Annotated in this window: 19 protein-coding genes and 1 tRNA gene; 14 read left to right on the top strand and 6 right to left on the bottom strand. The window is 64.5% G+C overall.

All coding sequences use genetic code 11. The features are described 5' to 3' along the window. Positions 1-107 precede the first annotated feature (107 nt). Complete coding sequence (locus J2W49_RS15560) at positions 108-1127, bottom strand: response regulator (protein ID WP_310317971.1); 1020 nt, start codon at positions 1125-1127, stop codon at positions 108-110. Between the two features lie 11 nt (positions 1128-1138). Then, positions 1139-4744, bottom strand: a complete 3606-nt coding sequence (locus J2W49_RS15555; RefSeq protein WP_310317967.1) for a hybrid sensor histidine kinase/response regulator — start codon at positions 4742-4744, stop codon at positions 1139-1141. 108 nt (positions 4745-4852) lie between these two features. Between J2W49_RS15555 and ureA the strand changes: the two genes are divergently transcribed. The 3 genes from ureA to J2W49_RS15540 all read left to right on the top strand — a co-directional run bounded on the left by ureA (position 4853) and on the right by J2W49_RS15540 (position 6185). Next, positions 4853-5155, top strand: a complete 303-nt coding sequence (gene ureA, locus J2W49_RS15550; protein WP_310317964.1) for an urease subunit gamma — start codon at positions 4853-4855, stop codon at positions 5153-5155. 120 nt (positions 5156-5275) lie between these two features. Beyond that, positions 5276-5863 (top strand): HupE/UreJ family protein, encoded by a 588-nt coding sequence (locus tag J2W49_RS15545; protein ID WP_310317962.1) that lies wholly within the window; start codon positions 5276-5278, stop codon positions 5861-5863. 13 nt (positions 5864-5876) lie between these two features. Further along, positions 5877-6185 (top strand): urease subunit beta, encoded by a 309-nt coding sequence (locus J2W49_RS15540; protein ID WP_310317960.1) that lies wholly within the window; start codon positions 5877-5879, stop codon positions 6183-6185. 460 nt (positions 6186-6645) lie between these two features. Here J2W49_RS15540 and J2W49_RS15535 read toward each other — a convergent pair whose 3' ends face one another. Beyond that, complete coding sequence (locus J2W49_RS15535; RefSeq protein ID WP_310317958.1) at positions 6646-7755, bottom strand: hypothetical protein; 1110 nt, start codon at positions 7753-7755, stop codon at positions 6646-6648. A 218-nt stretch (positions 7756-7973) separates the two neighbouring features. On the opposite strand from J2W49_RS15535, the gene ureC reads away from it, so the two are divergent. The 6 genes from ureC to J2W49_RS15505 all read left to right on the top strand — a co-directional run bounded on the left by ureC (position 7974) and on the right by J2W49_RS15505 (position 12602). Next, the gene (gene ureC, locus J2W49_RS15530; RefSeq protein ID WP_310317955.1) at positions 7974-9692 is read left to right on the top strand and encodes an urease subunit alpha; all 1719 of its coding nucleotides are present in this window, start codon (positions 7974-7976) and stop codon (positions 9690-9692) included. 21 nt (positions 9693-9713) lie between these two features. Then, the gene (locus J2W49_RS15525; RefSeq protein WP_310317952.1) at positions 9714-10199 is read left to right on the top strand and encodes a GNAT family N-acetyltransferase; all 486 of its coding nucleotides are present in this window, start codon (positions 9714-9716) and stop codon (positions 10197-10199) included. A 79-nt stretch (positions 10200-10278) separates the two neighbouring features. Next, positions 10279-10923: an urease accessory protein UreE gene (locus J2W49_RS15520; RefSeq protein WP_310317950.1), complete on the top strand. Its 645-nt coding sequence runs from the start codon at positions 10279-10281 to the stop codon at positions 10921-10923. Continuing rightward, positions 10910-11641, top strand: a complete 732-nt coding sequence (locus tag J2W49_RS15515; protein ID WP_310318355.1) for an urease accessory protein UreF — start codon at positions 10910-10912, stop codon at positions 11639-11641. Before J2W49_RS15520 ends, J2W49_RS15515 begins: the two co-directional genes overlap by 14 nt. Positions 11642-11794: 153 nt before the next feature. Next, complete coding sequence (gene ureG, locus J2W49_RS15510; protein ID WP_310317947.1) at positions 11795-12484, top strand: urease accessory protein UreG; 690 nt, start codon at positions 11795-11797, stop codon at positions 12482-12484. Between the two features lie 30 nt (positions 12485-12514). Beyond that, positions 12515-12602 (top strand) — tRNA-Ser (locus tag J2W49_RS15505). A gap of 123 nt (positions 12603-12725) precedes the next feature. Here the strand turns inward: J2W49_RS15505 and J2W49_RS15500 are convergent. Both J2W49_RS15500 and J2W49_RS15495 read right to left on the bottom strand, forming a co-directional pair. Beyond that, on the bottom strand, positions 12726-13814 hold the full coding sequence (locus J2W49_RS15500) for a hypothetical protein (RefSeq protein WP_310317944.1): 1089 nt from the start codon (positions 13812-13814) through the stop codon (positions 12726-12728). Positions 13815-14006: 192 nt separating this feature from the next. After that, positions 14007-14894, bottom strand: a complete 888-nt coding sequence (locus tag J2W49_RS15495; RefSeq protein ID WP_310317941.1) for a LysR substrate-binding domain-containing protein — start codon at positions 14892-14894, stop codon at positions 14007-14009. Positions 14895-15083: 189 nt separating this feature from the next. On the opposite strand from J2W49_RS15495, the gene phnC reads away from it, so the two are divergent. From phnC to J2W49_RS15470, 5 genes are all read left to right on the top strand, one after another. Further along, the gene (gene phnC / locus J2W49_RS15490) at positions 15084-15932 is read left to right on the top strand and encodes a phosphonate ABC transporter ATP-binding protein (protein WP_310317938.1); all 849 of its coding nucleotides are present in this window, start codon (positions 15084-15086) and stop codon (positions 15930-15932) included. Then, on the top strand, positions 15926-16801 hold the full coding sequence (gene phnD, locus J2W49_RS15485; RefSeq protein ID WP_310317935.1) for a phosphate/phosphite/phosphonate ABC transporter substrate-binding protein: 876 nt from the start codon (positions 15926-15928) through the stop codon (positions 16799-16801). The genes phnC and phnD overlap by 7 nt, the downstream gene beginning before the upstream one ends. Continuing rightward, positions 16798-17598, top strand: coding sequence for a phosphonate ABC transporter, permease protein PhnE (phnE, locus tag J2W49_RS15480; RefSeq protein ID WP_310317931.1), 801 nt, complete (start codon positions 16798-16800; stop codon positions 17596-17598). Before phnD ends, phnE begins: the two co-directional genes overlap by 4 nt. A gap of 242 nt (positions 17599-17840) precedes the next feature. Further along, a complete protein-coding gene (locus J2W49_RS15475; protein ID WP_310317928.1) occupies positions 17841-18854 on the top strand; it encodes a phosphonate dehydrogenase in 1014 nt (337 codons plus the stop codon). Positions 18855-18983: 129 nt separating this feature from the next. Further along, complete coding sequence (locus J2W49_RS15470; protein ID WP_310317925.1) at positions 18984-19499, top strand: GFA family protein; 516 nt, start codon at positions 18984-18986, stop codon at positions 19497-19499. Positions 19500-19507: 8 nt separating this feature from the next. Here the strand turns inward: J2W49_RS15470 and J2W49_RS15465 are convergent, their stop codons facing one another. Next, positions 19508-20149, bottom strand: coding sequence for a helix-turn-helix domain-containing protein (locus J2W49_RS15465; RefSeq protein ID WP_310317920.1), 642 nt, complete (start codon positions 20147-20149; stop codon positions 19508-19510). Positions 20150-20256 lie beyond the last annotated feature (107 nt).

Here is a 20256-nt window from a genome sequence, read left to right as displayed (position 1 = left end):
GCCGCCGGCTGCCCTCTTCGGACGTGGCACAGCGGACAACTGGATGCTAGGGAAGCGCCTTCGAAATGTATGTACGCCGGGTGGCGTACGCCGTTGCAAGCTGGGCGTCAGCCGCCGTGCTGCGGCTGAAGCAACGGCACCCGGTTGATCGCCATGGTGGCTGCTGCGGTGCGGGTTTCCACGCCCAGCTTGGCGTAGATGCGTTCCAGGTGTTTCTTCACCGTGGCTGGGCTGGCGCCCAGGATGTCGCCAATGTCGCGGTTGGTCTTGCCTTTGACCACCCAGTACAGCACCTCGGCTTCACGCGCCGTCAGCGCGAATGCCTGGGCCATGGCTTCGAGCACGCTGGCGTCCGAGGTTTCCTGCATCACGATGAGCCAGTCGCCGCCTTCGCCATTGACCTCGCCCTGGTCCTGATCACCCACACGCTGGTGCAGGCGGAAGGTGAGGCGGCGCGGGCCGTTTTCCAGGGTGAGGCGCGGCGGCTCGTGCTGGGCTTGTGCGTCTTGCAGGTGGCGGCGCAGCCATTGCAGAACCGCGGGCGGTGTGGCCGGTGCTTCGGTTCCGCAGTAGCGCAGCAGCAGGTCGCGCGCCAGTGGGGTCTGCCACATCAGGCGGCCGTCGTGTTCGCGCACGGTGATGGTGGCGTAGCCAAAGGCGTCGAGTGCGTTGCGTGCCTGACTGCGTTCCACCGCGCCCTGGCGCACATGGCGCGCCGTGCGCAGGTGCACACCCATGCGCGCCATCACCTCGCGCGGCTTGATGGGCTTGGTCACGTAGTCGGCACCGCCCGCGTCCAGCGCGGCCACCAGGTGCTCGGTCTCGGTGAGGCCGGTCATGAAGATGATGGGGATCTGCGCGGTGAGCGGATCGGCCTTGAGCCTGCGAGCGACCTCGAAGCCGTCGATGCCGGGCATCACCGCATCGAGCAGGATCACATCAGGCAGGGCCTGTGAAGCGCGGCGGATGGCAGATTCGCCGTCGAGTGCCACCAGCACGGTGTAGCCGGCTTCGTCCAGCGCGTCGTGCAGCGGGGCGACGTTGTCGGGCACGTCGTCGACGATGAGCACGACCATGGCGCTGCCCAGGGGTGCGCCGGTTCGATCAGGCGTGGTGTGGGGAGTCATGTGGTTTGCTGTCATGAAACACCCGAAGACTGAGCCGCAGGCCCCTGCCCCAGCAGACGCTGCTCAATCGCCTCGAACCGGAACTCGCGCGCCAGCGTGCGCAACCCACGCGCAAACTCCGCCTGTTCGGGCCGCAGGCGCACCCAGTCGTCCAGCCACTGCACAATCCCCTTGTAATAGCCCAGTCGCACCAGCTCCAGCAAGGGCGCGATCTCTCCCTGCGACAACTCAGGAACATCGCCAGGACCCACAACGGCTTGATCCGCAGGCGCAGACAACGACGTCGCGGTTTCCCATGTCAACCCCAGCCGCTGACCCAGCCACACCAACAGGTCATCACGCCGCACCGGCTTCACAAAAAAGTCCTGCGGGCGGTGGCCCCGATCGCCGTCCAGCTCGGACTGCAGGCCCTTGTCAAACGCATTGGCGGACACAATGGCCAGTGGCACATCGCCCCAGCCACGCGCACGCAAGCGGCGCAGCGTTTCCCATCCATCGATGCCGGGCATGGCCAAGTCCATGAAGATCGCGTCCGGCAGCGGGTCCAGCGTGGCCATGAGGGCCAGCGCATCGTGGCCGCTGGTGGCCAGCAGCACCTCGAAGCCCAGCGGTTGAAGCCAGCGCGCCAGCAGTTCGCGGTCGGCCTCTTCGTTGTCCACCACCAGCACGCGCCGACGCTCGCCCTCATACCCTGTGAACGCCGGCATGGGCACCGCTGGCCGCACCACCGCACCGTGCAGCTCCGGCAGGAACAGGCGTACGCTGAACACCGTGCCGTCGCCGGGGGTGCTGCGCACGGTCATCTCGCCGCCCATCAGATCGGTCAGCATCTTGGAGATGGTCAGCCCCAACCCGGTGCCAGACGCGTTGTGCCCAGGCAGGGCCGGCACCCCACCAGCCCCTGCCGACTGCGCGCCACGCACAAACGGCTCGAACACCCGTTCCAGTTCCTGCTCCGTCATGCCTGGGCCGGTATCGTGCACTTCAAAGTGCGCCATCTCGCGCGCATGCGTCACGCGCAGGCGCACCTCACCTTCGCGGGTGAACTTCACTGCGTTGCCCAGCAGGTTGAACAAGATCTGGCGCAGGCGTTTTTCGTCGGCCCGCACCGTGTCGGGCAGGCGGCTGCCGGTGTCGAACACGAAGCGCAGGCCCTTGGCCGCAGCCTGCAGCTCGAACATGCTGGCCACTTCAGCCATGGCGTCGGCAAAGGCCATGGGACGCACGTCCAGCGCCAGCTTGCCGGACTCGATGCGCGCGATGTCCAGCGTGCCTTCGATGAGCGAGAGCAGGTGCTCGCCACCCCGGTGGATCACGCGGATCGCCTGCGCGCGGTGGGGCGCCACTTCGCTGTCTTCCTGCAGCAGCTGCGCATAGCCCAGGATGCTGTTGAGCGGCGTGCGCAGTTCGTGGCTGATGGTGCTGATGTAGCGCGTCTTGGCCTGATTGGCCTGGTCGGCGGCCTCGCGGGCGCGCTGCAGTTGTTCGTCGGTGCGCCGGTGCGATTCGATCTCCTGCATCAGCAAATGCGTCTGCCGGTTCGATTCTTCCTGCGCCACTTCGCGGCTCTTGTGCGCCAGCACCAGCCACCAGGCCACGGTGGCCGTGATCAGCATCAGCACCGCGTACACACGCAGGAAGCCTGAACGCAGCGCCGCATCCAGCATAGAGGCATCACCCAGCAAACCCAGGCTCTGTGCCAGCCCCTGCACTTCCTGGCGGTACAGCAGCCCCAGCACACCGGCCAGCACCGGCGCCATCACCAGCATCAGCAACAGGTAGTGGGCCAGACCCGCTTCCAGGTAAGGCCAGATGGAACGCGGCAACACGCGGCGCAACGCAGCCATCCATTGTTCGGACAGGCGCGCGTGCGGCTTGCAGAGGTCGCCGCAGCGCGCGTCCAACGTGCAGCACAGGGAGCAGATGTGGCCCTGGTAGGCGGGGCAATGGGCCATGTCGGGCGCTTCGTATTCGCGCTCGCAAATGACGCATTTCAATGCCCCCCCCGCGCTGGATTTGGGAGCACCCCCCGCGCCGCCGTTGGCGTCACCCCCCTGAAGCGGGGCCGCACTGGCGGCCTGGCGAAGCCAGATCCGCGGTGCGTCTGGAAGCTGGCCGCTGCTTCTGGCGATGTAGTAGCGTCCCTTCGTGACCCATGCGATCAGTGGTGCAGATATCAGCGCGGTCACCATCGCGATCACCGCAGAAAACGCCTGCGCCATCGGCCCCATCAGCCCCATGTGGGCTGCGATGGACAGCGCCGAGGCCAGCACCATCGCGCCCACGCCCACGGGGTTGATGTCGTACAGATAGGCGCGTTTGAACTCGATGCCTTTGGGCGACAGGCCCAGCGGCTTGTTGATCACCAGGTCGGCCACCACGGCCATGATCCAGGCGATGGCGATGTTGGAGTACAGCCCCAGCACCTCGCCCAGCGCCTGAAACACGTTCATCTCCATCAGCATGAAGGCAATCAGCGTGTTGAACACCACCCACACCACCCTGCCCGGGTGGCTGTGTGTGAGGCGCGAGAAAAAATTGCTCCAGGCCAGCGAGCCGGCGTAGGCGTTGGTCACGTTGATCTTCAGCTGCGAGACCACCACGAACAGCGCCGTGGCCGCCACCGCCCAGCCGTAGTGCGGGAACACGTATTCGTAGGCCGCGAGGTACATCTGGTTCGGGTCCACCGCGCGTTCGGGCGGCACCATGTGGCTGATGGCCAGGTAGGCCAGCAAGGCGCCACCCAGCATCTTGAGCACGCCAATCACCACCCATCCCGGCCCGCCGGCCAGCACGCCGGCCCACCAGCGCAGCGGCTTGCCCGGTTCCTTGGCGGGCATGAAGCGCAGGTAGTCGGCCTGCTCGCCCATCTGGGTGATCAGCGCAATGCCCACCGTCAACGCCGCACCAAAAAGAGGCCACTGGAACGCGACGCCCGCACCATTTTGGCCACCGTAGTGCACCACATTGGAGAATGCACCGGGATCCAGCAGCCAGACCGTCACAAAAGGCACCAACATCATCACCAGCCACAGCGGCTGGGTCCAGACCTGGAAGCGGCTGATCATTGAAACGCCGTGCGTGACCAGGGGGATCACCACCACCGCACAGATCAAATAGCCCCAGGCCGGCGGAATGTCCAGCGCCAGTTCCAGCGCGTAGGCCATCACCGCGGCTTCCAGTGCAAAGAAGATGAAGGTGAAGGATGCGTAGATCAGCGAGGTGATGGTGGAGCCGATGTAGCCAAAGCCCGCACCACGCGTGAGCAGGTCCATGTCCACCCCGTAGCGGGCGGCGTACACGCTGATGGGCAGGCCCGCCAGGAAAATGATCAGGCCGGTGGCCAGGATGGCCCAGAAAGCGTTGATGAAGCCGTACTGCACCAGCAGCGTGGCACCCACCGCTTCCAGAATCAGGAACGAAGCCGCGCCAAACGCCGTGTTGGCCACACGCCATTCGCTCCACTTGCGAAAGCGCTGCGGGGTGAAGCGCAGCGCGTAGTCCTCCATGGTTTCGCTGCCCACCCAGCTGTTGTAATCCCGGCGCACGCGGGTGATGCGCTGCGGCGCGTCGGCCAGTGGGTCTGCAATGGGAGGGGCGGCGGGCGAGGGATTCACCTCCTCTAAAGTGCAGCTTTCATGCCACGCCGGGTGCAGGGGCACGGTATTTGCTGAACCCCACCCATCCAGGCTATTCAGCCCTTCCACTTTCGAACGCTCACCGCCATGGAACTGACTCCTCGCGAAAAAGACAAGCTCCTGCTCTTCACCGCCGCTCTGCTGGCCGAGCGGCGCAAGGCACGCGGCCTGAAGCTCAACTACCCCGAGGCCGTGGCACTGATCAGCGCAGCGGTGATGGAAGGCGCCCGCGACGGCAAGACCGTGGCCGAACTCATGAGTGAAGGCCGCACTGTGCTGAGCCGGGCCGACGTGATGGAAGGTATTGCCGAGATGATTCCCGACATCCAGGTGGAGGCGACGTTTCCGGATGGCACCAAGCTGGTGACGGTGCATCAACCGATCACTTAGCCCACCCCTGCCGCGCTGCGCGCGACCCCCTCAAGGGGGCGGCGCTGGCGGCCCGGCGAAGCCGGTTCCGCGGCGCCCTTGACCAAGGCACTTCCCTCACATTTTTGCTGGAGCTTCTCGATGAAATTTCAAACGATCTTCAAAACGGCTGCTTTGGCTGGGCTCGCTTTGGCGGGTACTTCTGCGCTGGCTCATGTAGGTCCAGACGGTTCGGCGCACCATGGCTTCCTGACCGGGTTTCTGCACCCCATCACCGGGCTGGATCACCTGGCGGCCATGCTGGCTGTGGGCGTGTGGAGTGCCATGACGACGCGTCGGCTGTGGCTGGCGCCGGTGTCGTTTGCCCTGTTGCTGCTGGCGGGCGCCTTGCTGGCGCAGGCGGGTGTGGCTTTCCCGGCCATTGAGCCGATGATTGCTGCCTCCTTGCTGGTGGTGGGTTTGCTGCTGGCGGCGCAGGTGAAGCTGCCCGATGCTGTGGGAGCGGTGCTCGTGGGGATGTTTGCGCTGTTTCATGGCGCGGCTCACGGCCAGGAACTGGGCGCTGGCGTGACGCTGGCCGGCATGGTGCTCAGCACGGCCGTGCTGCACGCGGCTGGCATCGGCCTGGGTCTGGGCCTGAAGCGCACCAGCGCCTGGCTGCCGCGCCTGGTGGGCGCCATGGTGGCGCTCATGGGTGTGAACATGGGCCTGGGCCTGCTGGCTGGTTGAGGAGCACAGCATCATGATCCCCGGCGAATACCTCATTGATGGCAGCGATCACGAACTCAACCCGGGCCGGCGCACGCTGAGCCTGGTGGTGAAGAACGGCGCCAACCGGCCCATCCAGGTCGGCTCGCACTACCACTTTGCAGAGACCAATGGTGCGCTGGATTTCGACCGCGCTGCGGCGCGCGGCATGCGGCTGAACATCGCGTCTGGCACTGCGGTGCGGTTTGAGCCTGGGCAGCAGCGCACTGTGGAGCTGGTGGACTATGCGGGTGACCGCATCGTGCAAGGCTTTCGCGGACTCACTCAGGGCGCCTTGGATTAGAGCCTTCGACGCGTCGAAACCGAACTGTTTCCTCTCCCGCCGCAGGCCCCCACCCCTGCCCTCCCCCAGCGGGGGAGGGAGTCAAGACACGCTCGCCTGAGAGGAAGTCCGCTCCCGATCCCGCATGTGCCGTGTGGCCGGGCTGAGCAGCGCAGCGGCGTGGGGATCAGAAATTCGCATGTCCGAAGGCCGCGCAGCGGACAAGTTTGCGAATTTCCCCACGACGCGAGCAGCGCAAGGAAGCCCGAAGGGCCCCGGACTTCGGCTCGCCTTTCTTTGGTGACTTTCTTTGGCGAGATGTATGGACCGGAGACAAAGAAAGACACTCGCCCGCCGGGGCGAGACCCGGCCAAACCAAGCTTCGGGAGAACGAGGTAAGTGCGCGCAGAAGCCCCTCTCCCCAAAGGGGCGAGGGAGCAAGAAAGAGCTCCCTCTGCACGTGAGGCGCGAATCAAATGCCTCAATGCGAAATGGTCGTCCGCGTCACCACCGGCTGCCCTGGCGCAGCCAGCACAAAAAAGCCAGGCAGCCCATCGGTGCCAAACCGCGTGGGCGGGTTGCGCACAAAGGTCGAGTCGCTCAGCGTCATGCGCCCCGTGCGGTTGTTGCTCACGAAGAACACCGCGCTGCCGCCTTCAGATGCCGTGTTGTCACTCACCTGGCTGCCAAAGATCGACAGTGTGAAGGCATTGCCGTCGTTGTAGATCGCCCCACCGCTGCCCCCACCGGGGGTACCGGGCCGTTGCGGGTTGGCCCCGTTGCCCAGTGCGGCGTTGTGCGACAGCAGGCTGTTGTAGATGCTGTAAGACACGCCAATGCTGCTCAGCGCGCCGCCGTTGGAGCAGCTGTTGCCCAGGCCCGGGCCGCCGCCAAAAGTGCTTTGCACCACGTACACCGGGCGGCCCTGGTAAATGCTGAGCACGCGCACCGCCCCACCCCCCATGTCGGGGCCGGTGGACTCACAACGGTTGTTGGTGAACACGCTGTTGACGATCTTGAATTGGCCCCCGCGCACGAAGATCGCGCCCCCGCCACCGCCGTCGGTCAACTGGCCGGTCGAGTTGCCGTTGGCGAAACGCATGTTCTGCACCGTGAGGCGCGGGGTTTCCTGGTTGTCGCAGCGCGAGGTGGTCCAAACCTGGGCCGGGTCGCAGGTGTTTTGGTACAGGATGCGCACGCGGCCACCGCCGTTGAGCGTGATCAGTCCCTGCCCGTCGAGCGTCACGTCAGGCCGGTTATTGAACACCTTGGCTGTGCTGGTCATCTGGATGGTCACGGGATTGGGGCCGCAGTTGAAACGGATCTTGCCACCCAGCGCCACCGCGTTCACCACGGCCTGGCCGGTACAGCTCGCTGGCGTGCCGGTGCCCACCACCTGATCGGGCTGGCTGGTGTCCACCGCCTGACCAGCCGCCGGCACAGGCACCTGGCCACCGGGCGTGCCCACACTGGGCGGCCCTTCGGGCTCATCAGACGAATCGCCTCCGCCACAGGCCGCCAGACCGGCCAAGGCAAAGACCAGTGCGCCGGCGCGCAAGACAAGGGGCAGGCGAATCGAGCGTACAGGCATGGTTTTCTCGGTCATGAAAGAGAATGAAATCGGGCGTGCGGCGCGTGACGAAGGCAGCCTGTGGGCTGGCACGATCCGTGCTGAACGTCACGCGCCAGACCGGCTGCCAATGTAAGCACCGGCGCCCCCATCAGGCAATGCAGCAATGTGCAACGGAGTGTGTGCTTGTTACACCTTGCTTCCCGCTGCGCCGCCATCCATAGAGGACAGACACTGCCATGACATCCATCTCCCGCAACGCCTATGCAGACATGTTCGGCCCCACCGTGGGCGACCGCGTGCGCCTGGCCGACACCGAGCTGATCGTCGAAGTGGAAAAAGACTTCACGCTGGGTGCGGGCGGCTACGGCGAGGAGGTGAAGTTCGGCGGTGGCAAGACCATCCGAGACGGCATGGCGCAGAGCCAGCGCACGCGCGCTGAAGGTGCCATGGACACCGTGCTCACCAACGCCCTCATCATCGACCACTGGGGCATCGTCAAGGCAGACATTGGCCTCAAAGACGGCCGCGTCAAAGCCATCGGCAAGGCCGGCAACCCGGACACCATGCCCGGTGTGGACATCATCATCGGCCCCGGCACCGAAATCATCAGCTGCGAAGGCAGCATCGTCACCCCCGGCGGTATCGACAGCCACATCCATTTCATCTGCCCACAGCAGGTGGACGAAGCCCTGGCCTCCGGCGTCACCACCATGCTGGGCGGCGGCACCGGCCCGGCCACCGGCACCCTGGCCACCACTTGCACGCCCGGCCCCTGGCACATCGAACGCATGCTGCAGGCGGCCGACGGCCTGTCCATGAACCTGGGTTTTCTGGGCAAGGGCAACACCAGCAAGCCAGAGCCTGCGCGTGAACAGATTGAAGCCGGCGTGATCGGCCTGAAGCTGCACGAAGACTGGGGCACCACGCCCAGCGCCATCAGCAACTGCCTGGACGTGGCCGAAGAAATGGACGTGCAGGTCGCCATCCACTCCGACACGCTCAACGAATCCGGCTTCGTGGAAGACACCATCGCCGCCACCAAGGGCCGCACCCTGTGCGCCTTCCACACAGAAGGCGCCGGCGGCGGCCACGCGCCCGACATCATCCGGGTGGTGGGCGAGCCCAACTTCCTGCCCTCTTCCACCAATCCCACCATGCCCTACACGGTGAACACGCTGGACGAGCATGTGGACATGCTCATGGTCTGCCACCACCTGGATGCCGCCATCCCCGAAGACCTGGCCTTTGCCGAAAGCCGCATCCGCCGCGAAACCATTGCCGCCGAAGACATCCTGCACGACATGGGCGCCATCAGCATCATGAGCAGCGACAGCCAGGCCATGGGCCGTGTGGGCGAAGTGATCATCCGTACCTGGCAGACCGCGAGCAAGATGAAGGCACAGCGCGGCGCCCTGCCCGAAGACTCGGCACGCAACGACAACTTCCGCGTCAAGCGCTACATCGCTAAGGTGGGCATCAACCCCGCCATTGCCCACGGCATCTCGCACGTCGTGGGCTCCATCGAGCCCGGCAAGTGGGCCGATCTGGTGGTGTGGAAGCCGGCGTTCTTCGGCGTGAAGCCCTCGCTGGTGCTGCAGGGCGGCAGCGTTTCGCTGGCCGCCATGGGAGACCCCAATGCCTCCATTCCCACGCCACAGCCGGTGCACTACCGGCCCATGTTCGGCGCGTTTGGCCGCTCGCTGGCGCGCGGCAGCCTCACCTTTCTGTCGCAGGCCGCGCAGGCGGCGGGGGTGGCCGAGCGCTACGGCCTGAGCAAGGCCACCGTGGCGGTACAAAACTGCCGCAGCGTGACCAAGGCCGACATGATCCACAACAGCTACCTGCCGAAGATGGACATCGACCCCCAGCGCTACACCGTGCGTGCCGACGGCGTATTGCTCACCTGCGAACCCGCCACCAGGCTACCGATGGCACAACGCTACTTCCTGTTCTGAGCCCCTTACTCGCCCACACCCATGCCACTGGTTTCCGACTTCGTCATTCAGCTCGACGACCTGAGCGACCCGCAGGTGGCCGACTTTCTGGCCGCGCACCTGGAGGACATGCGCCGCGTCTCCCCACCCGAGAGCGTGCACGCGCTCGACATTGACGGCCTGCGCCAACCCGAGGTCACCTTCTGGACCCTGTGGCACGTGACCGACACACAACAGTCGCTGGTGGGCACCGCCGCGCTCAAGGCGCTCACCCGTGAGCATGCCGAAATCAAATCCATGCGGGTGCACGGCGGCTGGCGCGGACGCGGGCTGGCCAGCCAGCTGGTGCAGCACGTCATCGCGCACGCGCGCCAGAACGGCGTGCGCCGCCTGAGCCTGGAGACCGGCACCCAGCCTTTCTTTGAACCGGCCCGCACGCTGTACGTTCGTCATGGCTTCACGCCTTGCCCGCCGTTTGGCAGCTATCGAGAAGACCCGTATAGCGCCTTCTTTACACGTTCCATCTGAAGCCAACGCCTGAAAACGTCGAAACAACATACAAGCTTGCTATCCTTTTTCACTTCTCTGTTTTCATAAATCGTTCTTCATGCTTCAGGTTTCCAAGTTGATCCCCCAGGGCCAAGGCCTTGCCCAGGTGCTGGTGCGCCGCGCCGCGCAGCTCGAACTGGACTGGGACGTGCGCCAGAAAAGCCGCTTTGACGCCACCGCGTCCGACGGCCGCCACGTGGGCGTGTTCCTGCCGCGCGGCACCGTGGTGCGCGGCGGCGACGTGCTGCTCACGCAAGACGGCTCCTTATTGCGCGTGGTCGCCGCGCCGCAGGCGGTGCTGCGCATCACCGCCTGCACCGATCACACCCATGACCACGGCCACGACCATGGTCATGACCACCATCACGACCATGATCACGATCACAACGGCGCCTTTGATCTCATGCGCGCCGCCTACCATCTGGGCAACCGCCATGTGCCCATCGAGCTCAAGCCCGACCACCTCAAGATCGAACCCGACCACGTGCTGGCCGACATGCTGCGCGCCATGCACCTGAACGTGGTCGAAGTGCGTGAACCCTTCGAGCCCGAAGGCGGCGCCTATGGCGGCCACGGTGGCGGCGCAGGGCACCACCATGGTCACGGTCATGCTCACGACCATGGCCACAGCCATGATCACAACCACCACCCAGCCCCACACGCCCACGGACACGATCACGCCGCCGGTCATGACCCCCACTGACCGGGCTGCTGCCACGGCGGCACGCCCGGCCGCCGGCCTGCTCCAGATCCTCTGGCTGGCCTCGCCCACCCTGCCCGTGGGCGGGTTCTCTTATTCAGAGGGGCTGGAAGCGGCAGTCGATGTGGGAGCGGTCATCGATGAATCCACCGCCGCCAACTGGTTGGCCGACCAGCTGCACCTGGGCCTGGCACGCAGCGACCTCGCTGTGGTGGCCCAGGCCATTCCCGCCTGGCAGGCCAGCGATCTGACGCGCATCCGACAGCTGAACACCTGGGTGCTGAACACCCGCGAATCACAAGAATTCCGCCTGCAGACCGAACAGATGGGCCGCTCGCTGCTGGAATGGGCGCGCAGCCTGAGCGCGCTTGACGCATCGGTGGGCGGAGTGTTTGAACAGCTTCAGTCTGCACAACTGGCGCCCCCCACCTACCCCGTGGCCATGGCCTGCGCCGCCGCCTGTGCCCACACAACCGTGCGCGACAGCCTCATCGGGTACGCCTTTGGCTGGGCAGAAAACATGGTGCAAGCCGCCATCAAGTCGGTACCCCTGGGCCAGAGCGCAGGGCAGCGCATACTGGCCCGGCTGGTGCAGGAAATTCCTGTAGCAGTCGACCATGCCATCACGCTCACAGACGACACCCGCCAGGCTTTCACGCCCATGCTGGCCATCCTCTCCGCCCGCCACGAAACCCAGTATTCACGCCTGTTCAGGTCATGAGCACACCCCCTGCGCCGCTTCGCGTCTTCCCCCTGAAGGGGGACCACACCAGTGGCCCGGCAAAGCCGGTTCCACGGTGTGCGCTTGATTGAAGGCGCCCCCTGAGCGCCCACATTCTGTTGTATCCCCGTCGCGTCCCAAATATCATCAAGCATGACCGCCCTGCACCACATCCTCCACCGCACCAAAACCCTCCCCCCGTTGCGCGTGGGCATCGGCGGCCCGGTGGGCTCCGGCAAAACCACGCTGCTGGAAATGCTGTGCAAGGCCATGCGCGACCAGTACGACCTGGTCGCCATCACCAACGACATCTACACCAAGGAAGACCAGCGCCTGCTCACCGTCAGCGGAGCCCTGCCCGCCGACCGCATCATGGGCGTGGAAACCGGCGGCTGCCCGCACACCGCCATCCGTGAAGACTGCTCCATCAACCTCGAAGCCATTGACCGCATGCTGGGCGTCCACCCCAACGCCGACATCGTGTTCGTGGAAAGCGGCGGCGACAACCTGGCCGCCACCTTCAGCCCTGAGCTGAGCGACCTCACCATCTACGTGATCGACGTGGCCGCTGGTGAAAAAATTCCGCGCAAAGGCGGCCCCGGCATCACCAAGAGCGACCTCTTCGTCATCAACAAGACCGACCTCGCCCCCCACGTGGGCGCCGACCTGGAAGTGATGAAAGCCGACACCGCCCGCATGCGCCCAGACACCGCCCGCCGCCCCTGGGTCATGACCAACCTCAAGACACAAGACGGCGTGGCCGAGGTAGTGCGCTTCATTGAAACGCGGGGCATGCTGCGCCAGGAACCGGCGCCCCAAGCCGAAACTGCCGCCTCTGCCTGACGGTCCGAGCGGCTACAATGCAGGCCTCCCGGAGACGTGGGAGAGTGGTTTAATCCAGCGGTCTTGAAAACCGCCGACCCGAAAGGGTCCGTGAGTTCGAATCTCACCGTCTCCGCCAGGATGTTAAGAAAGACGGGCCCTCTCGGCCCGTTTTCTGTTTCTGACCGACGCTCGATGGGACGTGCGGCGACACTTTTTTTGCGCACCATCAACTCGTAGAGACGGAATCCGCTGCTCGGTCTCAAAACGCGAGATCGGCCATCACAGTCACCCACGTGCGTCGGGAGTCGGCCGGCGTGGGCATCCTGACAGCCTCAGACAGGCTCGACAGCGTGGTCGACACCCATTCCGCCCTGAGCAACACCCCGCCTTCAAGGCCCCACTGCCCGCCCAGCGCCAGCGTGCGCCCGGGCGCGCTGGCAGCGGCCACCACGGCCTCTTGCGGAGACTGCCGACTGATCTTCATGTAGGGGGACATCGGGCCCATCAGACGGCCGCCCGTCAAGTGAAGCACTGTGCGCTCGCCCACCACACTGCCTTGCTGGCGCATTGCGTGCTCGGTCGCCATCACCATATAGCCGTTGTCGTACTGAAGCCCGACCCCGGTCAACACATCGCGCCCGACGACGTTTGGAAGACCCACCTCGGAGGCCACACTGGCATTTTCCGTGCGACCGAGCCGGGCGCTCCAGTCCCCACGCTCGAACACCAGATTGAGCGAATGCATGCCGTCGAAGCGACGGTGATGACCTGGCAAATCCGACACCTTGGCCTTTGCCTTGCCGGCGGACCAGCGCAACGCACTGCGGGCACCGAGCCATTGCGCACTCGCCTCCGCTTGAAGTCCATCAAATGCGGCCACCGGCAACACACCGTAGAACGCCTCGGGCGCGGACTGCCAGTGCCTTTGCGAGGCACCTTGGCGCCCGAGGAACAAGGGAAGAACCATGCGTCCTGCGCGCAACTCCACTCCACCCAAGGGCTTGACCTGCCCGTACAAACCCTCCAGCGATGCGCTTTGGTGGGCATCAAATGGGCTGATGAGCACATGCGCCACGGCCGAAAAATGCTCATCTGGAGCGACCTGGTGTCGCCATTCAATTCGTTTGCCTGCATCCCAGTCCGTAGGCCGCAGCAACCCCTGACGGCGCGTGCCAGCATCGGCATCACGGATGGACCAGGATGGCGTGTCCCTATCGGAAACAACATCTTCTGCCGCCCGGGTTGTGGCGTTCAACCCCAAACCATCGGCCTGGGCAGCAAACCCCAGGCTGGTGGCCATGGCAAGTGCCAACGCGTGGCGAAAAGGCATTTTCCAGGCAGCAGGCATGGCGGCGGGTAGTGGAATCCGTACAAACCAGAGGAAACGGGATACGGCCAACCCGATCCCGAGATTCAGCAGGTTCAACTGTTCGTTCCCGCCAGTGCGCAACCATAAAACATCGGGTGCACAGCCTGCCCCGCTGTCACGACTGAAGGCAGCGGTACCGTGATCGACGGAAGCCCGCGCCAGAAGATGCCACTACGCCAGTCGCTGACTGACCGCATCCGCCAACCCAAGAAATGTCGATATCAACGGCGCATGGCGCCGATCCTGTCGGCAGATGAAGTGCACCTGGGTTGCCATGCGGGTGTCAGCGATATTCAACTTGGCCAGTCGCGGATCGGGCACGTAGGCCGTCTCGGCCACCACGCCCAGGCCAAGTCCTTGTGCCACGGCCTCTCGAACGGACTCGCGGCTGCCCATCTCCAGCGCCACCTGCACCTCAACGCCTCGCTCCTTGAGCTCGTTCTCGAACACGCGCCGGGTGGTTGAGCCTTCCTCGCGAATCACGAAGCGCTGGCCGTGAAGCTCGCTCAAGCTGAGCGATGGTCGCTGCGCGAGTGGGTGGTGAACATTGGCGAACACCACCAGTCTCTGGGTTCTGAAGGCTGCCCCATACAGCTCCGGGTGGGTAGCGTGGTTGAGCACCACGCCCACGTCTCCCTGGTAGTCGAGGATTTTTTCCGTGATGGTTCGTGAGTCACCCACGCCCACGGCCACGTTGACCTGAGGGAACTGCTCCGTGAACAGCTTCAGCACGGGCGTCACGTTGTGCGGCCCGATCGCATGGACGACCAGCCGACCGACGTAATGGTTTTTTGCGGCGGCCAGCAGTGCGTGCGCATCTTCCTCACCACTGAAGGTGCGTCGGGTGTAGTCCAGCAGGGTGCGGCCGAATGAAGTGAGTTCCAGCCGCCTGCCACGGCGGTGAAACAGCTCCACACCATATTCGCTCTCCAGCCGCTGTATGTGCGCGGATACGGTGGGTTGTTGCAGGGCGAGCACCTTCGCAGCGGCCGTCATGCTGCCGGCGCGGGCGGTTGCGTCAAAGGCCTTCAAGGCGGCCAGAAGGCTGAGTCCAGACATTGGTGCGATCTATGGATGCCCTCATTTTTCCGGGTGGAAGTTTCATCTTCATGACACCTTGCCCGCGCAGACTTCAGCTGTGCTTCCCCCGAAGCTGTTCTTTCCAGGGCGTTCTCTACCCATAGAGCGGCCTCTGGTCACCGAAGTCCAGGTGTGCCTTGAGCGCATCACCACAACCGAAAGCGAGCCATGACATCTGCAATGGGCGAGAGCCATCTGAGCTTGCGGGGTATCACGGTGACCTATGCCGACGGTCACACCGCACTGGCACCCACCTCGCTGGAGGTACAGCAAGGTGGCTTTCTTGTGCTGCTGGGGGCGTCGGGCGCTGGCAAGTCCACGCTGCTGCGCAGCATCAATGGTCTGGTCCAGCCCACGCGCGGCGAGGTGTCGGTGGCTGGTCTGCCGGGCGGCGTTGTCTCCAGGCGAAACCTTCTCGAGCATCGGCGCCACTGCGGCATGGTGTTCCAGCAGCACCACCTCATCGGGCGGCAAAGTGTGCTGGCCAATGTGTTGATGGGCAAGCTCTCCAGCCGCGGGTCTTTGGCTTCGTTGTGGCCATGGAGCAAGTCAGACAAGCTGGAGGCACTGGCCGCCATTGACCGCGTGGGCCTGCTTGAAAAAGCCCTGGCACGGGCAGACACCTTGTCTGGCGGGCAACAGCAACGCATCGGCATCGCGCGTGCCCTGGTGCAGAAGCCTCGCCTGCTGCTGGCCGATGAACCGGTGGCCAGCCTCGACCCAGCCACCGCGCAGAGTGTGCTGACCCTGCTCCACGACATCTGCAAGAAGGACCGGCTCACCGCCATCGTGAGCCTGCACCAGGTCAACCTCGCGCGCATGTTCGCCGACCGCATTGTGGGCCTGCGCCAGGGCCAGGTGGTGTTCGATGGGACGGCGGCGCAGTTGACTGAAGAAGTGCAGGCAACCCTGTATGCGAAGTCGCCATCCATCGAACCAACTCGTTCTTCCTCTGCTGCCATCGCTGGCAGCCCGTTTGATTCCCCCGCTCAACCCAAGGAGTTTCTGCCATGCTGAATCGTCGCCGTTTCCACCTCATCGCCGCAGCCACCTTGGCCACTCTGTTGCCACTGGGCGCCCATGCCGAGGGAAAAAACCCGTCCAAGCTTCGCGTTGCACTGTTGCCGGACGAAAACGCCGCCACCATCATTCAGAACGCTCAGCCTCTGAAGCGGTACCTGGAACAGACCCTGAAGAAGGACATTGAGATCACGGTGACCACGGACTACTCCTCGATGATTGAAGCAATGCGCTTCGGCCGCATCGAGGTGGCCTACTTCGGGCCGTTCTCTTACGTGCTGGCCAAGTCCAAGGCGCCCAATATTGAGCCGTTTGCCGTGGGCGTGGAGCGCGGCTCACCCACCTACCAGTCCGTGCTCATCGCCACCGCAGGCGGCCCGGTGAAGACGCTGGCTGACGTTCGCGGAAAGCCGTTTGGCTTTGGCGACCAGGCTTCAACCTCCAGCCACCTGGCGCCACGTGCGCACCTGCTCAAGAACCACCAACTCAACGGTGAGACCGACTACCGCCCGGTGCACCTGGGCACACATGATGCCGTGGCCCGCGCCGTGCAGGCCGGGCAGGTCCCGGCCGGTGCGTTGTCAAAACCCATTCTGGACAACCTCATCGCCAAGGGCATGGTGGACGCCAACAAGATCGTGCAACTTGAACTGAGCGCCCCCATTCCCAACTACCCCATCGCGATGCAGGGCAACCTCACACCAGAGCTGAAGGAAGCCATCCGTGCCGCCTTTCTTCAATTGAAGGACGCCGAGATTCTCAAGTCATTCCGCGTGCAGGCCTTTGCCGCGACCGACGACAAAGCCTATGACGTTTTGCGTGAGACGGCACAGATTCTCAAGCTCGATCTGGGGCGCATGCAGTGACTTCCCTTGCTCTGGAATCCATCGTTGCCATCGACGGACAGCAGCGACTCAAGCGGCTGGGCGCGGCCTGTATCGTTCTCCTCGTCTGTGCCGTGGCTTTGTATGTCACTGGCTTTTTTGACGCGCAGCGTTTCATCGAAGGCGGCCCGGCGATTCAGCAGTTGGCCTCTGAGATGGTGCCGCCGAATTTCGCGCGCTGGGAGCACTGGATCATTCCCTTGCGCGACACCTTGGCCATGTCGATCGCGGGCACGGCCTTGACCGTTCTGGCGTCCCTGCCACTGGCCTTGGTGGCGGCGCCCAACACCGCGCCGAATGCAGTGGTGGGCCGAATCGCCCGCACTGTCCTGGCAGCATTTCGGTCTGTGCCTGAAATCATCCTGGGCATTCTGTTCGTCGCGGCTGTGGGCTTTGGGGCACTCCCTGGCGTGCTGGCGCTGGCCTTGCATTCCACCGGCATGGTCGCCAAGTTCTATGCCGAAGCCATAGAGCACGTGGATCCCAAACCGCTGGAGGCTGCAAGGGCCGCCGGCGCAAGCCGGTTTCAGGTCATCACCCATGCGGTGCTTCCGCAGGTGCTGCCCCAGCTGGCAGACATCACCATCTACCGATGGGAATACCACTTCCGGGCATCGGCTGTGATGGGCATCGTGGGTGCGGGTGGCATTGGCTTTGAGCTCATGGCGGCTCTGCGCCTGATCAAGTACGACGAAGTCTCTGCCATCCTGCTGTCCATCCTGGCATGCGTGCTGGTGGTCGACGGCATTGGGTCGGCGCTTCGCAAACGTCTGAAGTGAAGCACCCCCCGCGCCGCTTCGCGTGCCTTGCAGGCCGCAGCATCGCCAGAGTCGATGCTTCTTCGGGCTGTCCAAGCCTGCGCAGGCTGGCTTGGAGCCGCGGCCCTCAGCCCCCTCTCAAGGGGGCGGCACTGGCCGTCTGGCAAAGCCAGCCCGGCGGTGCCTCTGGGTTGGACCGTTTCGTGCGGCGCGGGTGACGCTCCGGCACCATGAAAAACTGAAATGAAAAAGAGAGGAAGGCAATGAAGCACAAAATTGTGGTGACGCAGCCCATCCATGAAGCGGTGCTGGCTCGTCTTCAATCGGCCGGCAAGGTGGTGATGAATCCCGGCCCTGAGCCCTGGAGCGAGGAGGTGCTCTACCAGCACCTCAAGGATGCCGACGCCATGATGGCCTTCATGCCGGACCGAGTGGACCAGCGCACCCTGCTGAACGCCCCCCGGCTCAAGACCATCGCTTGTGCATTGAAAGGGTATGACAACTTTGATCTCAAGGCCTGTGCGCAGGCAGGGGTCAGTGTGAGTTTTGTGCCCGACCTTCTCACGGAACCCACGGCGGAACTGGCGATCGGCCTGGCCATCGCGGCTGCACGCCATGTGCTGGCCGGCGACGCGAATGTCCGCAGGGGCTATGCCGGATGGCGTCCGCAGTTGTACGGAACCGGTTTGCACGGCTCGGTGGTGTCGGTCGTGGGCCTGGGCGCCGTGGGGCGGGCCATCGTTGACCGCCTCATCGGCTTCGGCTGTGCACAGCTGCTGGGCGTGGACCCGCATGGCGAGGACGAGCGCCTGACCATGGTGAGCCTGGGCGAAGCGCTGTCGAAATCCGACTATGTGATTCTGGCCGTGCCGCTGCTGGACATGACGCGTCACCTGATCAATGAAGCCATGCTGGAAGGTGTTCGGCCGGGTCAGGTCCTGGTCAACATTGGGCGGGGTTCGGTGGTGGACGAGGCTGCCGTGGCACAGGCGCTCCAGGACGGGCGTCTGGGCGCCTACGCCGCGGATGTTTACGAGATGGAAGACTGGCTGCTGGCAGACCGACCACGCGAGATTCATCCGGAGCTTCTGGAGCACCCCGCCACGGTTTTAACACCCCACATTGGTTCGGCTGTGAAGAAGGTCCGACAAGCCATCGAGATGCGGGCCGCCGAGAATTTGCTGCAGGCGTTGGAGGGCTGCGACCCGCAGGATCTCTGCCAGACCATGCATGATGCGGTTCGCCTGCCCGCCTCACACTGCCCGGTACAACCGTGAGCCCAAGGAAGGACCGCGTGGCCCGGCATTTGGCGCAGAAGCGCGAGCAGGCGCCCGCACATCACGGTTGAGCCCCCGCACATCCTGCGCAACAATGGGGCTCCGCAACCACCACCTTGGAGGAACGTTGTGCACCTGGAAGGCTCATGCCATTGCCGCAAAGTGAGGTTTACCGTCGATGCGGCGGAGCCCGTCCCTTTCATGCGGTGCTACTGTTCAATCTGCCGCAAAACCGCGGGCGCTGGGGGCTACGCCATCAACCTGGGCGCCGCCACGCACAGCATGAAGGTGACTGGCAAGCGCTACTTGAGCATCTACAGGGCGCGCCTGCAAGACGGCGCCGGAACAAAGACGCATGAGAGCGAAGCGAGACGCTATTTCTGCTCACGCTGTGGCAGCGCGCTGTGGGTCTGGGATCCGAGGTGGCCGGATCTGGTGCACCCGCACGCGAGCGTGATCGACACGCCGCTCCCGGCTGCGCCAGAGAGCATGCACATCATGCTTGGCTCGAAGGCGCCGTGGGTGAAGAGTGAAGGCGGCCGCGATGACCCGCGTTTCGACGAATACCCCAATGTGACACTGGCGGAATGGCACACGAAGAGAGGTTTGCGTTCTCCAGCCAGCGACGAGACAGGGCAGCGTTGAGGCCGCACCTACAACCAGGTGCCATAGCGCTTCGAGAAGCTTTCGAGGTTGGTGATCTGAACGCGACGGTTGGTGACTTCGATGACCCCTTGCGCATGCATGCCCGCCAGGCTGCGGCTCACCGTCTCCAGCGCCATGCCAAGGAAGCTGCCGATGTCGGAGCGGGTCATGCGGAGCGTGAAATCCCGGCCTGAATAGCCCTGAGCCCGATGGCGGCGCGAGAGATCCATGAGAAAGGCACCCAGGCGATCCTGGGCACTTGAAGTTGCCATCAGCACCAGCACCCGTTGGGCTCGCAGGATCTCGTCGCTCATGAGCCGCGCCAGGTGCCCACTCAACTCGAAAGCCGGCCCTGTGGCTGGCCCTCCTGGCGCGCGCTCGATGGCGCAGACCTGGGCGTCATCGAGAGCCGTCATGGTGGTGGCGTGGGTTGCGCTGCCCAGGCCATCGAGGGCCATCACATCGCCTGCCATGGGAAACGCACAGATGCGTGCGCTGCCCTCAGCCAGCGTCAGCGTCGATTTGAAGCTACCGCTGCGCACAGCGAACACGGAGCGCTGCGCCTCGCCCTGCCGGTACAGATTCTGGCCAGCACGCACCCTGCGCGAGATGCAGCCAGCAGATTCCTGCAGGTGCAAAGCGGTACACATGAGCCGGCATGCTGGCACCAACGGACGGCAGATGGGTACTGCCTCTGTTCTGCAGGAAGCGGTGAACGCATGGCCCACCCCCCGGGGGATGGACTCTGTGGCAAAGG

Origin of the sequence: Hydrogenophaga palleronii (assembly GCF_031457455.1) — a bacterium.
GTDB classification, from domain to species: Bacteria; Pseudomonadota; Gammaproteobacteria; order Burkholderiales; family Burkholderiaceae_C; genus Hydrogenophaga; species Hydrogenophaga palleronii_A.
Note: the sequence above shows the minus strand (reverse complement) of the source record. Positions and strands in the feature narration are given on the sequence as shown.

Bases quoted from the DNA above. Each gene is read 5' to 3' on its own strand.
- J2W49_RS15500 (WP_310317944.1), bottom strand. From the start codon at position 13,814: ATGCCTGCTGCCTGGAAAATGCCTTTTCGCCACGCGTTGGCACTTGCC.
- phnD (WP_310317935.1), top strand. From the start codon at position 15,926: ATGCTGAATCGTCGCCGTTTCCACCTCATCGCCGCAGCCACCTTGGCC.
- ureG (WP_310317947.1), top strand. From the start codon at position 11,795: ATGACCGCCCTGCACCACATCCTCCACCGCACCAAAACCCTCCCCCCG.
- J2W49_RS15465 (WP_310317920.1), bottom strand. From the start codon at position 20,149: ATGTGTACCGCTTTGCACCTGCAGGAATCTGCTGGCTGCATCTCGCGC.
- J2W49_RS15560 (WP_310317971.1), bottom strand. From the start codon at position 1,127: ATGACTCCCCACACCACGCCTGATCGAACCGGCGCACCCCTGGGCAGC.
- J2W49_RS15525 (WP_310317952.1), top strand. From the start codon at position 9,714: ATGCCACTGGTTTCCGACTTCGTCATTCAGCTCGACGACCTGAGCGAC.
- J2W49_RS15545 (WP_310317962.1), top strand. From the start codon at position 5,276: ATGAAATTTCAAACGATCTTCAAAACGGCTGCTTTGGCTGGGCTCGCT.
- phnC (WP_310317938.1), top strand. From the start codon at position 15,084: ATGACATCTGCAATGGGCGAGAGCCATCTGAGCTTGCGGGGTATCACG.
- ureC (WP_310317955.1), top strand. From the start codon at position 7,974: ATGACATCCATCTCCCGCAACGCCTATGCAGACATGTTCGGCCCCACC.
- J2W49_RS15475 (WP_310317928.1), top strand. From the start codon at position 17,841: ATGAAGCACAAAATTGTGGTGACGCAGCCCATCCATGAAGCGGTGCTG.
- J2W49_RS15520 (WP_310317950.1), top strand. From the start codon at position 10,279: ATGCTTCAGGTTTCCAAGTTGATCCCCCAGGGCCAAGGCCTTGCCCAG.
- J2W49_RS15495 (WP_310317941.1), bottom strand. From the start codon at position 14,894: ATGTCTGGACTCAGCCTTCTGGCCGCCTTGAAGGCCTTTGACGCAACC.
- ureA (WP_310317964.1), top strand. From the start codon at position 4,853: ATGGAACTGACTCCTCGCGAAAAAGACAAGCTCCTGCTCTTCACCGCC.
- J2W49_RS15540 (WP_310317960.1), top strand. From the start codon at position 5,877: ATGATCCCCGGCGAATACCTCATTGATGGCAGCGATCACGAACTCAAC.
- J2W49_RS15535 (WP_310317958.1), bottom strand. From the start codon at position 7,755: ATGCCTGTACGCTCGATTCGCCTGCCCCTTGTCTTGCGCGCCGGCGCA.
- J2W49_RS15515 (WP_310318355.1), top strand. From the start codon at position 10,910: ATGACCCCCACTGACCGGGCTGCTGCCACGGCGGCACGCCCGGCCGCC.